The organism is Caballeronia sp. NK8, from assembly GCF_018408855.1.
Taxonomy (GTDB): domain Bacteria; phylum Pseudomonadota; class Gammaproteobacteria; order Burkholderiales; family Burkholderiaceae; genus Caballeronia.
In genome coordinates, this window is sequence record NZ_AP024327.1 from 143,526 (window position 1) to 158,966 (window position 15,441).

13 protein-coding genes are annotated in these 15,441 nt (G+C 62.9%); 5 read left to right on the plus strand and 8 right to left on the minus strand.

The genetic code is table 11. The features are described from left to right. Window positions 1-3: 3 nt before the first annotated feature. The 3 genes from xsc to NK8_RS38305 all read right to left on the minus strand — a co-directional run bounded on the left by xsc (window position 4) and on the right by NK8_RS38305 (window position 3,786). Window positions 4-1,770, minus strand: coding sequence for a sulfoacetaldehyde acetyltransferase (xsc, locus tag NK8_RS38295; RefSeq protein ID WP_213234520.1), 1,767 nt, complete (start codon window positions 1,768-1,770; stop codon window positions 4-6). A gap of 294 nt (window positions 1,771-2,064) precedes the next feature. After that, window positions 2,065-2,916: an IclR family transcriptional regulator gene (locus tag NK8_RS38300; protein WP_213234376.1), complete on the minus strand. Its 852-nt coding sequence runs from the start codon at window positions 2,914-2,916 to the stop codon at window positions 2,065-2,067. Between the two features lie 117 nt (window positions 2,917-3,033). Further along, window positions 3,034-3,786, minus strand: a complete 753-nt coding sequence (locus NK8_RS38305; protein WP_213234377.1) for an IclR family transcriptional regulator — start codon at window positions 3,784-3,786, stop codon at window positions 3,034-3,036. A gap of 152 nt (window positions 3,787-3,938) precedes the next feature. Between NK8_RS38305 and NK8_RS38310 the strand changes: the two genes are divergently transcribed. Both NK8_RS38310 and NK8_RS38315 read left to right on the plus strand, forming a co-directional pair. After that, window positions 3,939-4,925, plus strand: coding sequence for an AAA family ATPase (locus NK8_RS38310; RefSeq protein WP_213234378.1), 987 nt, complete (start codon window positions 3,939-3,941; stop codon window positions 4,923-4,925). After that, complete coding sequence (locus tag NK8_RS38315; RefSeq protein ID WP_213234379.1) at window positions 4,922-6,655, plus strand: cobalt chelatase; 1,734 nt, start codon at window positions 4,922-4,924, stop codon at window positions 6,653-6,655. The genes NK8_RS38310 and NK8_RS38315 overlap by 4 nt, the downstream gene beginning before the upstream one ends. Here NK8_RS38315 and NK8_RS38320 read toward each other — a convergent pair. Genes NK8_RS38320 through NK8_RS38335 form a run of 4 tightly spaced genes read right to left on the minus strand, consistent with a single transcriptional unit; the run spans window position 6,578 to window position 10,819 of the window. Then, window positions 6,578-7,546, minus strand: a complete 969-nt coding sequence (locus tag NK8_RS38320) for a GTP-binding protein (RefSeq protein ID WP_225936674.1) — start codon at window positions 7,544-7,546, stop codon at window positions 6,578-6,580. The genes NK8_RS38315 and NK8_RS38320 overlap by 78 nt on opposite strands. Next, a complete protein-coding gene (locus tag NK8_RS38325) occupies window positions 7,543-9,195 on the minus strand; it encodes an amidohydrolase (RefSeq protein ID WP_213234380.1) in 1,653 nt (550 codons plus the stop codon). The genes NK8_RS38320 and NK8_RS38325 overlap by 4 nt, the downstream gene beginning before the upstream one ends. Beyond that, a complete protein-coding gene (locus NK8_RS38330; RefSeq protein ID WP_213234381.1) occupies window positions 9,192-10,595 on the minus strand; it encodes a sodium:solute symporter in 1,404 nt (467 codons plus the stop codon). The genes NK8_RS38325 and NK8_RS38330 overlap by 4 nt, the downstream gene beginning before the upstream one ends. A 14-nt stretch (window positions 10,596-10,609) precedes the next feature. Continuing rightward, entirely contained in the window at window positions 10,610-10,819 is a 210-nt protein-coding gene (locus NK8_RS38335; RefSeq protein WP_162069471.1) for a DUF3311 domain-containing protein, read from the minus strand. Between the two features lie 235 nt (window positions 10,820-11,054). On the opposite strand from NK8_RS38335, the gene NK8_RS38340 reads away from it, so the two are divergent. The 3 genes from NK8_RS38340 to NK8_RS38350 all read left to right on the plus strand — a co-directional run bounded on the left by NK8_RS38340 (window position 11,055) and on the right by NK8_RS38350 (window position 14,442). Beyond that, complete coding sequence (locus NK8_RS38340; protein ID WP_213234382.1) at window positions 11,055-12,488, plus strand: FAD-binding oxidoreductase; 1,434 nt, start codon at window positions 11,055-11,057, stop codon at window positions 12,486-12,488. A 42-nt stretch (window positions 12,489-12,530) separates the two neighbouring features. After that, complete coding sequence (locus NK8_RS38345; RefSeq protein WP_213234383.1) at window positions 12,531-12,923, plus strand: nuclear transport factor 2 family protein; 393 nt, start codon at window positions 12,531-12,533, stop codon at window positions 12,921-12,923. Between the two features lie 79 nt (window positions 12,924-13,002). After that, a complete protein-coding gene (locus NK8_RS38350) occupies window positions 13,003-14,442 on the plus strand; it encodes an amino acid permease (RefSeq protein ID WP_213234384.1) in 1,440 nt (479 codons plus the stop codon). Window positions 14,443-14,488: 46 nt separating this feature from the next. Here NK8_RS38350 and NK8_RS38355 read toward each other — a convergent pair whose 3' ends face one another. Then, entirely contained in the window at window positions 14,489-15,250 is a 762-nt protein-coding gene (locus NK8_RS38355; RefSeq protein ID WP_061176990.1) for an IclR family transcriptional regulator, read from the minus strand. Between the last annotated feature and the right edge of the window lie 191 nt (window positions 15,251-15,441).

Below are 15,441 nucleotides of genomic sequence, written 5' to 3' on the forward strand. Positions count from 1 at the left end.
GACTTACACGTAGTCCTTGTACTTGTCGAGCGTGCGCACCGGCTTCGAGAGCGCATCGCGGCGGAACGGATCGCCGAGCTCGCGCGTGCACATGATCTCGATGATCGTCGTCTTGCCGTGATTCATCTGCAGATCGATGGCCTTCTTCAGTGCCGGACCGACATCCTCCAGCTTGTCGACGACGATGCCTTCCGCGCCCATCGCCTTGGCGATCTCGGCGAAGCTCTGGTTATCGAGTTCGCCCGCGACGAAGCGGCGGTTATAGAAGTCGACCTGATTCTTCTTCTCCGCGCCCCATTGACGGTTATGGAACACGACCGCCGTCACCGGAATGTTATGGCGCACGCAGGTCATGGTTTCCATCAGGCTCATGCCCCATGCGCCGTCGCCCGCGTACGAAACGGCCGGACGGTGCGGCGCCGCGACCTTCGCGCCGATGATCGTCGGGAACGCGTAGCCGCAATTGCCCCAGCTCATCGCCGCGAAGAAGCTGCGCGGCTTGTTGAAGCGCAGATAACTGTTCGCGACCGAGTTGATGTTGCCGATATCGGTCGACACCATCACGTCTTCCGGCATCGCCTTTTCGAGTTCGCGCAATACCTGGCGCGGATGCAGATACTGGCCGCCGCTGAACGGCTTTTCGTTCTTCTGCTCTTCGATCATGTCGAGGCTGTACGCGTCGCGCTCGTGGGTCCAGTCGTCGAGCTCCTTCTCCCATGCGGCCTTTTCAGATGCGATGGTCTTCGCGCGGGCGTCCTTCGTCGCATCGCAGTCGAGCTTGCGATCCGCGAGGCGTTGCGTCAGTGCGATCGCGGTCGCTTTCGCATCGCCGCAGATGCCGACGGAAATCTTCTTCACGAGGCCCAGCATCTTGTGATCCGCGTCGATCTGGATGACCTTCGCTTCCTTCGGCCAGTAATCGAGACCGTGCTGCGGCAACGTGCCGAACGGTCCGAGGCGCGAGCCGAGCGCGATTACGACATCGGCCTGGCTCAGCAACTTCATCGCGGCCTTCGAGCCCTGATAGCCGAGCGGACCGCACCACAGCGGATGATTCGCCGGAAACGAGTCGTTGTGCAGATAGCTGTTCACGACCGGCGCGCCGAGACGCTCGGCGAGCGCCTTGCATTCCTCGATGGCGTCTGACATCACCACGCCGCCGCCCGAGATGATGACGGGGAATTTGGCCTGCGCGAGCAGATCGGCCGCTTCGTTCAGGCTCTGGTCGCCGCCAGCGCCGCGATCGAGACGCTGCGGCTTGGGAATCTCGACCTTCACCTGGCCGTAGAAGTAGTCGCGCGGAATATTGAGCTGCGTCGGACCCATTTCCGACATCGCGCGATCGAAGCAACGCGCCGTGAATTCGGCCATGCGCGCCGGGTGCGTGACGTGACCCTGGTACTTCGTGAATTCCTGGAACATCGGCAATTGCTTGGCTTCCTGGAAGCCGCCGAGACCAATGCCCATCGTGCCCGCTTCCGGCGTCACGATTACGACCGGGCTGTGCGCCCAGTACGCCGCCGCGATGGCCGTCACGCAATTGCTGATGCCCGGTCCGTTCTGGCCGATCACGACGCCGTGACGGCCCGACACGCGCGAATAGCCGTCGGCCATGTGGCCCGCGCCTTGTTCATGCACCACGGGAATCAGGCGGATGCCGGCGGGCGCGAAGATGTCCATCGCGTCCATGAAGGCCGAACCCATGATGCCGAACATCTCGGTCACGCCATTGGCGGCGAGCGTTTCGACGAATGCTTCGGACGGGGTCATCGACTGCGGACCGGCGGGCGCCGCATTGGTGGCGGCGAGAGTGGTCTGGGAAGGACGGGCTTGGTCGTGCTCGCTCATGAGTGTCTCCGGGTAAAAATAAAACGGAACATTTGGTTCCGGAATATGTATCGTGAAGACATCGTAGGACGGCGCGAATTCGCCGTCAACTTGTTTTTCAAATAAATGGAATGTTTTGTCTCTAAAAAATTCGGACTTTTTCGGGCGACGCAATGGCGAATCGCCGCCGGGGCCCGCGTGGCGGGCGTCGGCGGCAACATCGGGATGGAGCGGGATCTAGCGCGCCGCGTCAGGGCGATGGCGCGTCATGAGCGTCAGTCCGTCCGACGCATCGATGAGCGTGGCGAGTTTCACGGCGGTGTCGCGCAGTTGCGGGACGGCTTGCAGGAGATCGTTGAGGTTCGCGCGGGCGGTCGGCGCATGCGCGGCCAGGCATGCGAGCACGCGCCCGCTCGCGGCGTCGGTGATCGGTACCGCGACGGCCACCATCCCGAGCACGAACTCTTCGTTGTCGATGCCGATGCCGCGCGCGGCGAGCCGGTCGAGCTCGCCTTCGAGCAGCGCCCGGTCCGTCAGCGTTCGATGGGTCCGCTTCGTGAGCGTGAGGCGCGTGAGAATCTGCCGGCGCTCGGCGAGCGGCATCTGTGAGAGGAACAGCTTGCCGCTCGCGGTGCAATGCAGCGGTACGCGCATGCCGGCCTGCATGTGCAATCGCAATGGCTCGGCGGTTTCGACGCGTTCGATATACAGGACCGTATCGCCGTCGAGCGCGGTGAGATTGCAGCTTTCCCCGATCACGTCGACGAGCGAACGCAGGATCGAGCGGCACGCGCGCGTGAACGAGTTGTTGGCGAGCGTGGCGAGCGCGAGTTGGGCGGCGCGGGGACCGAGCGCGATGCCGCGGTCGGTGCCGCGCGAGTCGGGCATGTGGGTGACGTAGCCTTGCGCTTCGAGCGAATCGATCAGCCGCAATAGCGTCGCCTTCGGAATACGCACGCGCGCCGCGAGCTGGGACAGCGTATAGGGGTGGCCGGCGGCGGCCAGTTGTTCGAGCACGGCAAGCGGACGGAGCGTCCGCGCTTCATCGCCGGAATGCTCGGCGGGATCGGGATGGGTGACGTCGCGCATGAGCCGAAAACGGAACGTTTGGTTTCAAATTAACGTCACTTTACGGCGATTCGGGGCTGACGCGCTACAATTTTCGGAACAGGCGGTTGCAGTTTTATTGTTCGGCGTGACGTTGGCTCAGAACGTCTTGCCCAGATCGGTCGCAGCTTCCTTCAGGCGCGGCACCATTTCCAGCGCGCGCGACAGCGGCGTGCGCGACACCGGAGCATGAACCGCGATCGCGGCGATACACGTGCCTTCGGCATCGACGATGGGCGCGGCCGCGCACACGATGCCCTGCACGAACTCCTCGTTGTCGATCGCGACACCTTTCTTCGCGATGCGATCGAGTTCCGCTTCCAGCATCTCCATATCGGTGATGGTGTTGGTGGTGTAGCGCTCGAGCTTCATCGCCCGCACGAGCGCATTGCGCTCCTCGCGCGGCTGCAATGCGAGCAGCAGCTTGCCGCTCGCGCTGCACCATACGGGCACGTGCGAGCCGGGCTTCAGGTCCAGCCGGAGCGGCCACGGCGCCTCGACGCGATCCAGATACAGCACTTCGTTCTCGTGCAGCATCGTGAGATTGCAGGTTTCGCCGAGATCGGAGACGAGCCGCGTCAGGATCGCGTGCCGCAGACGCCGCGCGCCCGCGTGGGTCATCACGTTGAGGCCGAGCTGCGCGAGGCGCGGACCGACGACATACGCGTTCTTGTCGCCGGGCTCGCGGATCACCAGACCGCCCGCTTCGAGCGACGCCAACATGCGGTGCAGCGAAGGCTTTGGCATGCCCATGTCATCGGCCATGTCCGTCAGCGACACGGGGTTGCCCGCCTGCACCAGGTATTCCAGCAGCGCGAAGGCTCGCAGCGTGGGCGTGTCGGGCTTGTCCATCGGCATGATTCCATGTGAATTCGTTCGACATTATTTTAAATGAGGTGCCGATCCTCGCCGTATAGGCCGTTTGGATAAAAATAAACGAAATGAATTGTTCCGAAAAAATATAATTGTTATGCTGGAGCCTCTGCTATGGGAGACGAAGCATCATGATGCGCGACACATGGTTGGACGAGCCGGACCGCAAGGTGTCCGTGCGTGCGCTGTTTGGCATCGACTCGGATTTGCAGGTGCCGGCGTTCAGCACGCGCGATCCGCACGTTCCGGAAATCGACGAAGCGTATCGTTTCAGCCCCGAAGTGACGATGGCGATACTCGCGGGTTTCGCGTTCAACCGGCGCGTGATGGTGCAGGGCCTGCACGGCACCGGCAAGTCGACGCATATCGAGCAGGTGGCCGCGCGCCTGAACTGGCCGTGCATGCGCGTGAATCTCGACGGCCACGTGAGCCGGCTCGATCTCGTCGGCAAGGATGCGATCGTCGTGCGCGATGATGTACAGGTCACCGAGTTTCAGGAAGGCATCGTGCCATGGGCGCTGCAACGGCCGATTGCGCTCGTGTTCGACGAATACGACGCCGGCCGCCCCGACGTGATGTTCGTGATCCAGCGCATTCTGGAGCGCGACGGCAGTTTCACGCTGCTCGACCAGAACCGCGTGATCCAGCCGCATCGTTTCTTTCGCCTGTTCGCGACGACCAACACGATCGGCCTCGGCAATCTGAACGGCATGTATCACGGCACGCAGATGTTGAATCACGCGCAGATCGACCGCTGGAACGTGGTCGCGACGCTGAACTATCTGTCGCGCGAGGAAGAGGCGCGCATCGTGCTCGCGCGCGTGCCGCAACTCGATCACGACGCTGGCCACGCGCTCGTCGATGCGATGGTGAGCATGGCCGGTCTCACGCGACGCGGCTTTCAGGCCGGCGATCTGTCGACGCTGATGTCGCCGCGTACCGTGATCAACTGGGCGGAAAATTGCGAGGTCTTCAACGACCCGAAGCTCGCATTGCGTCTCACTTTCCTGAACAAATGCGATGAAGCGGAACGGCCGATCGTCGCGGAATATTTTCAGCGCGCGTTCGGCGACGAACTGGAGACGCCGTCGCAATGGCATGACGAGCCGGCGCGATGAGCAACTCGCGTGAACTCGCGCGCCGCGATGCGCTGTGCGCCGCGACCGTGCGCGCGCTGACTGGCGATGACGCGTTGCACTATCGGGGCGGCAGGTTGTATCGCCACTTGCGGCCCGTGCCGCTGCGTGCGCCGCATTTGCGCGGCGAGCGCAGCGAAGACGAGGACATGGATTCGACGCGCGGCGCCGCCGATGCCTCCGCGTTGCGCATCGCGTATTCGGACGCCGCGTTGCATCACGCACTCGCCCCCGACGATTCCGTGGCGCGCATGGTCTTCGACATGCTCGAACAATTGCGCTGCGAAACGCGCGTGCCCGCTGGCCTGGACGGCGTGAGGCAGAACGTGCGGCATCGCTTCGATGCGTGGTCGCTCGCTTGTTATGAAACCGGGTTGCTCGACAGCGACATCGGCTTGTTGATCTACACGGTCGCGCAAATGGCCGAATCGCGTCTTTCAGGCCGCGCGGCGCTCGAAGCAACGGAAGGGATCATCGAAGCGACACGCGCGACGCTCGCGCCGTCGCTCGGACACGCGCTCGCGGGCATTCGGCGTAACTGTCACGACCAGCGAGCTTACGCGGCTCATGCGCTGGATATCGCCGAGCGGATCGGCGCGATGGTGCGCGACGTGCGTCACGCGTTCGTCGAGAGCAACGCGTCGTCCGACGATGAAGAAGAAGACGCTGCGCGCACCATGCTCGGAACGTGGTTCGATATCGACGATGAAGAAGGCGACATCGAACGGCTCGCGCTCGCCGCGAGTGCGGACAGTAGTGTGCGAGAGGCGTCGGGCGAGGACTATCGCATCTTCACCACGCGCCATGACAGGACGCTTCACCCGGCGACACTGATACGCGCCGCGTTGTTGCGTGATTATCGCGAACGCCTCGACGATCTGATCGCCGCGCGGCATATCAACGTGCCGCGTCTCGCTCGACTATTGCAGACCGCGCTGACCGTGCCACGGCGCGATGGCTGGTCGTTCGGCGAGGAGGACGGTCGCATCGACGGACGGCGGCTTGCGCAAGTGGTCGCATCGCCGGATGAGCGTCGTATCTTCAGGCGCGAGCGCGAACGGACGCACGCGGATTGCGTGGTGAGCTTTCTGATCGATTGCTCCGGGTCGATGAAGGCGAGCATCGAGCCGGTCGCGGTGATGATCGACGTGCTCGTGCGCGCGCTCGGCATGGCGGGTGTGGCGACCGAAGTGCTCGGCTTCACGACCGGCGCATGGAATGGCGGACGCGCGAAGCTCGACTGGCTGGCGAAAGCCAGGCCGCGCTATCCGGGGCGGCTCAACGAAGCGTGCCACATGATCTTCAAGGAAGGCGATGCGAGCTGGCGCGCGGCGCGCGGCGATATTGCGGCGTTGTTCAAGGCCGATCTGTTTCGCGAAGGGATCGATGGGGAAGCGGTGGATTGGGCGTGTGGGCGGCTTCTTGCGCGAAGCGAAGCGCGGCGTATCGTCGTGGTTATCTCTGACGGTAGTCCGATGGACAGCGCCACCGCGCAGGCCAACGATCCCAACTATCTTGATCAGCATTTGCGCGAAGTCGTCGCGAAACATGACGCTGCGCGGAGCGTGGAAGTGCTTGGGCTCGGTGTCGGGCTGGATCTGAGCCCGTACTATCGGCATCATTTCGCGGTGGATTTATCCGTGCCGCCGGATATGACCTTGTTCGCCAGGCTCGCGGGATGGCTCGGCGCGCGGCGCAGAAGCAGCACTTAACGCAGAGGCGATATCGTCCGGTTCGAAGAGCCCGATAAAGACGATCCGAGTCTGCTCCACGTCGCGGCATTGCGTGATATGCCAGCGCTTCCCGACGACATGAATCTCCGCACACGACCCGTCGAGAAGCCGCACAAATCCTTTCGCGCGCAGCAGTCTGTCGCTGAAAGATGCGCAAGCGGCTTTAAGCGTGATGCGATCGAATCGCTCATTGGACTGAAACGTAAAGCTACGCAATTCCGCTGGAAGATGATTCGAATAACTAAAAGACGGCACAGTGGCGCGCTCACTCAATGACGCATCGTCGTTGAAAAAAATCGCATTCGGCACGTTGCCATGACTGCCTTCGAACACGATGCGCGTGTGCGCGATATCCATCACGCGTGCGCGCGCGGCACGCGATTCCTCGATGCCGAGCAGATCGGTCTTCGTCAGCACGATGCAAGTCGCGCCTTCGATCTGCCGCCGCGCGATATCGCCGATATATGCATTGGCGAGCGTCGCCTCGATGCACTCCGCATCGACCGCAACCACGATGCCCTGCAAGCGGAACGCGCGATCCAGCATGCCGACCTGCGCAATACGGACCGGGTCCGACACGCCGCTCGCCTCGATCACCAGCAAGTCGGGCCGCACATCACGCGCGCTGATCTCGATGAGCGTCTCCATCAGCTTGCCGCCGATCGAACAGCACACACAGCCGTTCTCCAGCCCGATCACGTCGTCGCTGCGTTCGCGAATCAGCGCGGCGTCGATATTGATCGAGCCGAAATCGTTGACGAGTACCGTGACGCGCCGGCCATCCGTGTTGGTCAGCAGCGCGTTGATCATCGTGGTCTTGCCCGCGCCGAGATAGCCGCCGATGACGGCAAGCGGAATCGGCTTCATCATGCAGGCGCCTGAAACGCGCAGCCGCCGAGAATCGTGCCCCACACGCGCAATTGACCGAGACGCTCCGGCGGCACGTCATGCGGATCTTCATCGAGCACCGCGAAATCCGCGAACTTGCCGATCTCGATGCTACCGATCACATCGTCCATGCCGATCGTATAGGCCGCGCCAAGCGTGATCGCGCGCAGGGCATCGGCAACCTTCAGACGTTCCGCTTCACCCAGCACGCGGCCCGATGCGGTGCGCCGCTGCACCGCGCACCACGCGGTAAACAGCGGATTGAGCTGCGTGATCGGTGCATCCGAATGCAGGCCGAACGTGATGCCGAGTTCGTTCGCCGTGCCCGCCGCGTTCATGCGGTTCGCGCGATCGGCGCCCATCGTCTGCGCGTAGTGCGCGTCGCCCCAGTAGTAGATATGGTTCGAGAAGAAGTTCACGCACATGCCGAGGCGAGCGGCGCGTTCGAGTTGCCGTCTGTCGGCCATCTGACAATGCTGCAGCGTATGCCGGTGATCCGAACGTGGGTGCCGGTTCAGGATCGTTTCGATTGCATCCAGCACCAGTTCGGTGGCTTCATCGCCGTTCGTGTGGATGTGCAGTTGCAGCCCCGCGAGATGGAAGGGCAAAAAGGTTTCGACGAACTGCTCCGGCGGAATCAGCCATAACCCGTTGGGCCGCCCGTTCACATAGCCCGGCCAGCGCAGGCGCGCGGTAAAGCCCTGAATCGAACCATCGACGATGAACTTGACCGGCCCGAAGCGCAGCTTCTCCGAGTTGAGCGTCATGGCTTCGAGCACGCGGGCAGGGCCGCCTTCCGGATTGCGCTGCGGCCCGAACGCGGGCACGAGTCGAATCGGAAAACGTGCATCGCGCGTGACTTCGACGAGATTGCGCATGCCCTTGTCGGACAGATCGTTGAGCAGATCGGTGGCCGTCGTCACGCCCGCGAGTTGCGCGACCTTGCCGAAATCGCGGATCGCAGCGGGGTTGTCGCTCGCCGAAAGGGAAAGCCTCGCGCCGATCACGCGATACACCGGAAACATCGCCGCGAACTCCTGCAATTCGCCGGTGAGCCCGCCGCGCTCGTCCTTCACGATGCCATCGACGTCGGTGTCTTCGTCGATGCCGGCGAGTGCGAGCATCGGCGAATTCACGTTCATCAGATGCACGCTCGCATGCAGGATCGCGATGGGACGCGTCGCCGATACGCGATCGAGCTGCGCCGCCGTCAGACGCTCGCTGCCGAAGAAGATCGGGTCGAAGCCCCACGCGAGCAGCGGCGCGCTGGCGTCATCGAGCTTGCGTTCGGCTTCCTGCAGGCGCTCGATCACCGCGTCGAGCGATTGCAGGCCGGGCCAGCGCGTGCCGTCTGGACCGCGCCGCTCGTAATAGCCGACATAGACCGCGCTCCACATCGCGCCTTCCATCAGATGCGAATGACCCTCGACGAGACCGGGCATCAGCACCTTGTCGCTGAATGACGTGTCCGGCTCGGCATCGGTCCATTGCCGCATGTCGTCGAGCGTGCCGACCGCGAGGATTTTGCCTTCGCGGATGGCTACGTGCGTCACGACCGGCTGACGCGGATTCATCGTCAGAATCTTGCGTGCTGCGAGCACTTTTACTGCGTTGTCGTTGGTTCGGGTCATGAGTCGTTCGAGTGGATCAGGTCTGCATGAACGTGTTTGCGGCCCGCGCTCGGATTGCTGAGAAACACCACGAGCACGTTCGCCGCGAGACAGATGAGGCCGATATTGAGGCCGGCGATATCGACATGGAACGCATACAGGACGACCGCGAGCACCTGCCCCACGAGCAGCCCCGCTGCGATGGCGCGCGCACTCACGCGCAGCCCGAGCACGATCGCGATGACGCCGGGAAAGAACTGCGTGACACCGTAATAAGTCATGTTGATGAGCGTGAGCATCAGGTTGGGCGTAGCGAGCGTCATGACGATGGAGAGCAGCAGATAAAGCCCGATCACCACTTTGGCGCCGGCCTTCTGACGTGTCTCCGGCATGTTCGGCAGCAGATTGCGCGTGACCACGGGCCCGATCGCGAGGCAGATGCCCGCGAGCACCAGCAGGCCTGAAAGCGATGCGCCCGCCGCGACGAGACCGACCAGCCACGGCGGCAACAGATGCACGACCGCGGTGAAGAACGCTTCGTTGGGCGAGGCGAGCGGCACGTTCTGCGCGATCGCGTAGTACGACGCGACCACGAGAAAAGGATACATCAGCATGTAAAGCGGCATGACCACCTGCGAGCGGCGGATCGTGTTCGCGCTCTTCGCGGTGAAGAAGTTCTGGATCGCAAACGGCATCACGTAGAAGCCGAGCGACTGGAACAGCATCGTGCTCATCGAGAACGTGAGCTGATGCGTGCTCATCGCGTTCGATACATGCTGGCTCGCGGCCCTGAACACCGGCTCGACGCCCGCTTCCCAGGCCACCGCGATGCCCGTGATGACGATCGCGGCGACCATCAGGAGGTCCTTCAGAATCGCGATATACGCCGATGCGCGCACGCCGGCGATCGCGATATACGCGAACGCGAGCAGCGCCGAGATCATGATGAGGACGACCGGATTCACGTTCCAGCCGAGGCCCTTGAGCGCGGCGACGAGACCGGTGAACTGTAACTGTCCCCACGGCAGCAGAAAGACGAGCGCGGAGATGGCGACGATCAGTTCGAGCGTGCGGCTCCCGAAGTGCCCCTTGAACAGGTCGGGCAGGGTGATGGCGTTATAGCGCTTGCCCGCCTCCCAGATTTTCGGTCCGATGAAATAACCGATCGGATACGCGAGCAGGATATAGCCGAGGAACCAGACGCCGTAGGTCGGCCCTTTCGCATAGATGCCGCCGGGAAAGCCCACCATCGTGCCGATGCTGTAGATTTCGCCCGCCGCGAGAAAGAACACGAGCCACGCGCCGAATTGACGCGATGCGACAAAGAAATCGTGCACGCTTTGCGAGCCGCGCCCTTTGCCCGCGCGCAGCGCGAGCCACAGCGACAGCGCGATGAAGCCCAGAAATACCGTGGAAGCCATGTCGAAACTCTCCTTTATGCGCCGCGCGCTTCGCGCTGTTCCGCTTTTTTGTCGAACAGAATCCAGCAAAGCTGGAGGCAAACGGACGTCAGCACGAACCAGCCGAATATCCACGCGTAGATAAACGGAACGCCGAGCACATAAAAATCGTTCGACGCCGCCCACGGCAGCAGGCCGATGACGCCGACAAACGGCAAACCGAGTCCGATCAAGAGTTTCAGCATGGGTCACTCCGCAGGATCATGGGCGCCGCGCGGGACGGGCATGCGCGGGCAAAAAGGGATGCGGCTCAGTATGGCCTTACAAAAATGGCCGGCCGTAGTGCCAGAAAGGACCAATCGCTGGGGCCAGTGACGCGCCAGCGAAACCCGCGTCCTGGCACTAACGATGGTTCCGGCGTGGCACTAAGCGCGCTGCGGAGTTCGGTGCAACATGGAGCTACTTTCCAAGGAGTTATCGGTGGCTACTCTCGATTACGCTGCGCCGGCCCTTCGAGGCGCGTGCGCCCCATACGATCCGCTCTACGACCCGCTCGTCTCGCCCATCGGCCGTCAGCCGATGGACTACGCGCCCACCTACTGGGTCGCGACGGCAGGCGCGCCGCCCGAAGACGACGGACCCTTGCCCGGCGATGCCGATGTCGACGTACTGATCGTCGGCGCTGGATTCACCGGCCTTTCGACCGCGCTCTTTCTGGCACGCGAGCACGGCATCCGCGCGATGATCGTCGATGCGAACCGCACCGCCTGGGGCTGCACGAGCCGCAACGGCGGGCAGGGGCAGAACGCGAGCGGCAGGCTGTACCGCTCGCAATGGGTCGAGCGCTGGGGCAAGCAGACGGCGCTCAAGCTCGACGCCGAAATTCGCGAAGGCTTCGACACGTTCCGGCAGTTGATAGGCGAATTCGCGTGCGATGCGCAGCCGGGCGGGCATCTTTACATCGCGCACCGTCCGCGCAAACTGGATTTCCTCACCAACGAATGCCGCGTGATGCGCGATGTGTTCGGCTATGACACGCGCATGCTGAGCGCGAAGGACGTCGCGCAATCGTATGTCGACGATCGCGAAAGCTGCGGCGCGCTGCTCGAACCCGATGGCATCGGCGTGCATCCGCTCAAGCTCGCGTTCGGCTATCTGCGCATGGCGCGCTCGCTCGGCGTGAAGGTGCATCCGGGCACGCCCGTGCTCGACGTCGAGACGATTCGCGGCGTGCATCACGTACGCACGCCGCGCGGCGTGATTCGCGCGAAGGCGGTGGCATTCGCGACCGGCGGCTATACGCGCAACGACATGCATCGCACGCTTTCCGCGAAGATCATGCCGATCCTTTCCAACTCGCTCGTCACGCGTCCGCTCACGCAGGAAGAACTCGCTTCGACAGGCTTCCGCTCGCGCCAGGTCATCACCGATACGCGCACGCTGCGCTTCTACTATCGCCTGTTGCCGGACAACCGCGTGCAGATCGGCAGCCGCAGTGCGATCACCGGCGCGGACGCGGCGAACCCCCGGCATATGGACGTGCTCATCGAAGGATTGCATCGCAAGTTTCCTTCGTTGAAAGGCATTCGCATCGATTACTCGTGGTGGGGCTGGGTCGATGTGAGTCACGACATGATGCCGCGCGTCGCGCAGCCCGATCCGCAGCAGAGCATTTTCTACGCGGTGGGATATGGCGGCAATGGCGTGTCGTTCTCCGCGCATGCGGGGCGGCGCATGGCCGAGCGCATCGCGGGCAAATGGCAGCACAGCCGCGACGATCTGCCGATCTACGACTCCGCGCTCGAATATCCGAACGTGATGGGCATGGTGCGGTGGAAAGGCTTCGCGCCATTCCGCCGGGTCGGCCAACGGTTTCTGTATCACAAGTATCTGGCGCAGGACGAGAAGCGCTAGACCCGGTTGAACCCTTTCGCAACACACTGACAATATCGACACATGAGCACTCAAACGAATCAGGACTACCTCCGCCTTCTGGAGTCCTTCAACGATGCATGGAACCGGCACGACATCGATGCATTGATGAACTGCATGGCGGACGAATGCGTCTTTCACGGCGTGGCCGGACCCGGCGCATTGGGCCGCACCTTCGAGGGCCGCGTCGAAGTGCGCAAGGGCTTCACGCTCGCGTGGGAAACCTTTCCCGATGCGTCGTGGCAAGACGGCGAACATTTCGTGAGCGGCGAGCGCGGCGTATCGGAATCGACGTTTCGTGGCACCAAGGCGGACGGCTCGCGCATCGAAGCGCGCATGGTGGACGTCTTCACGTTCAGGAACGGCAGGATCGCGGTGAAGAATGCGTATCGCAAGGATCGTCCGGCCATCGCGTGACTGAATGAAGGCGCCTCGACCCGCGGGCAATGAACCGGCGGGCGAACGCAGAACCGACACAAGCAAATCAGGAGACGACATGCACTCGAACACGGATCAGGGCGATCTCAAATGTGGCCTCAAGCAGCGCCACATGACGATGATCGCATTGGGCGGCGTCATAGGCGCCGGACTTTTCGTCGGCAGCGGTGTGGTGATCCAGCAGGCCGGGCCCGCCGCGATTCTCTCGTTTCTCATCACGGGCGGCCTCGTGGTGCTCGTCATGCGCATGCTCGGCGAGATGGCGTGCGCGATGCCCGCCGTCGGCTCGTTCTATGAATATGCGCGGCTGGCCTTTAAAACGCAGCGCGGGCCGGGACGTCTCGCCGGCTTTCTGACGGGCTGGATGTACTGGTACTTCTGGGTCATCGTGATCGCGCTCGAAGCGGTCGCGGGCGCGAAGCTCGTGCAGTTCTGGATACCCGATGTGCCTTCATGGATCATCAGTCTCGTGCTGCTCGTCGTGCTCACGTTGACCAACCTGATTTCGGTCGGCAGCTACGGCGAGTTCGAGTTCTGGTTCTCGTCGATCAAGGTCGGCGCGATCATCGTGTTCCTGTTTCTCGGCGGCCTGTATGTCTGCGGTTTCTGGCCCGCGTCGATGCACACGACCGACGTCGCCACGACCTTCCTCGGACATGGCGGCTTCATGCCCAACGGCATCGGGCCAGTGATGACAGGAGCGGTTGCAGCGACAGGCTTCTACTTCGGCGCGGAGATCGTCACGATCGCGGCGGCCGAAGCGAAGGAGCCCGCGAAGGCCGTCGCGAAGGCGACCAATTCGGTGATCACGCGCGTGCTCGTGTTCTACGTCGGCTCGGTGGCGCTCGTCGTCGCGCTGGTGCCGTGGAATTCGCATCAGATGGCGACGCCTTATGTGAGCGCGCTCGAAGTGATGGGCATGCCCGCCGCCGCCAACGTGATGAACGCGATCGTGCTGACCGCCGTGCTCTCCGCGCTGAATTCGGGCCTGTATGCGGCTTCGCGCATGTTGTTCGCGCTGACCCGTCACGGCGATGCGCCTCTCGGCCTCGCAAAGGTGAACAAGCGCGGCGTGCCGACGCGCGCCATCCTGCTCGGCACCGTGTTCGGCTATGTGTCGGTGGTGATGTCGTATATCTCGCCGGATACGGTGTTCGCGTTCCTCGTCAATTCATACGGCACGGTGGCGATCTTCGTGTACCTGCTGATCGCGTTCTCGCAGTTGCGTCTGCGCGCCCGCATGACGAGTTTCGAAGCCAACGATCTGCGCGTGCGCATGTGGGGATTTCCCTATCTCACCTGGCTCGCGATCTTCGGCATGAGCGCGATTCTCGTCGCGATGGCCTTCATCCCCGATCAGCGCAAGCCGCTGTGGCTGGGTGTCGCGAGTCTCGGCATTCTGATCGTCGCGTATATCGTGTTCAAGCGCGGCCGCAAGGAGGTCGAGATCGAATCAGAGGATCATTCGGCGCAGCATCTGCAGACCGTCGAACGTTGAGCGTCGAAGTAACGGATAGCCGGTTTGCTGCATCGCAAACCGGCTGTCATTCCTTGAAAGTTCTGGCGGTTTCCTCGGCGGTGCGGCGCAGATCGGGTTCGAAGGCGAGTAGTTGATCCAGCGCAACACGCCCGACCGGCGCCTGAATCGCAATCGCGGCGCACGCGCGGTTGCGGTCCAGCATCACCGGCACCGCGATCGCAACGAGTCCCTGCAAATGCTCCTGATTGTTGATCGCCAGCATGCGGCGGCGCGTCAACGCAAGCTCGCGGCGCAATGCGTCGCGGTCGGTGATGGTGCGCTCGGAGTATGAACGCAACGGCAGGCGCTCGATCATCCGTTCGCGGCGTTCCTTCGGCAGAAAACTCAACAGCAGCTTGCCGCTCGCCGAGCAATGCAGCGGCACATGTGAGCCCGGCTGCAGGTGCATGCGCAGCGGCCAGCCGGTCTCGACGCGATCCACATACACCACGTCGTTGCCCGCGAGCATCGTCAGGTTGCAGGTCTCGCCGACGCGCGCGACGAGCTGTTCCAGCAGCGCATGACGCGCCGCGGCGGGCCCCGCATGCATCAGCACGTTGATGGCGAGCGAGCGCACGCGCGCCGAGCATTCGTAGAGCTTGTCGCTCGCACCGCGCGTGACGAGCCAGGCATCCATCAGTTGCACGAGAATGCGATGCACCGTCTGCTTCGGCAGGCCGAGCGCATCGACGAGTTCTGTCATCGAGAGCGGGCGGTTCGCTTCGGCAAGTGCTTCGAGCACGCGAAACGCGCGCACTGCGGCGGCATTCGATTGATTCGATGTCACGTTGCTTGTCTCCGTCTACATACTTTTCGCTTCCATTTCATTGTGCGTCGAAAACGGCAGTTTTCGGGACTCTGGAAAGTCCCGAAATCCTGATTCTCCGATGCTGACGGTTTGGCTGTATGCGTTAGTCCAGAAAACGGGACCGCGCGATGAGCGCGGCTGACTAGATTGGATAACACCTTCAATCTTTC